General features: G+C 73.4%; 1 protein-coding gene. It reads right to left on the bottom strand.

Features of this window, described 5'->3' with window-relative positions:
• On the bottom strand, nucleotides 1-282 hold a 282-nt coding region (locus IO30_RS41120; protein WP_037895562.1), incomplete at both ends, for an AMP-binding protein.

The following is a 282-nucleotide window of genomic DNA, read 5'->3' as shown; positions in this document are numbered from 1 at the left end:
GATCCGCATGCCGCGCAGTTTGACCTGCTGGTCACTGCGTCCGACGAAGTGGAGCTGGCCGGCGGGCGTCCAGCGGGCGAGGTCGCCGCTGCGGTACATCCGGGTGCCGGGCGTGAACGGGTTGGCGACGAACCGTTCGGCGGTCAGGCCCGGGCGGCGGTGGTAGCCGCGGGCCAGCCCGGTACCCGCGATGTACAGCTCACCCGTCACCCCCGGCGGCACCGGCCGCAGTCCCGCGTCGAGTACGTACACCTGCGTCTGGGGGGTCGGTCGCCCGATCGG

The sequence above is a fragment of the Streptomyces xanthophaeus genome (assembly GCF_000725805.1).
Lineage (GTDB): Bacteria > Actinomycetota > Actinomycetes > Streptomycetales > Streptomycetaceae > Streptomyces > Streptomyces xanthophaeus.
The sequence above is the reverse complement of the archived record's forward strand: the minus strand, read 5'-3'. Positions and strand labels throughout refer to the sequence as shown.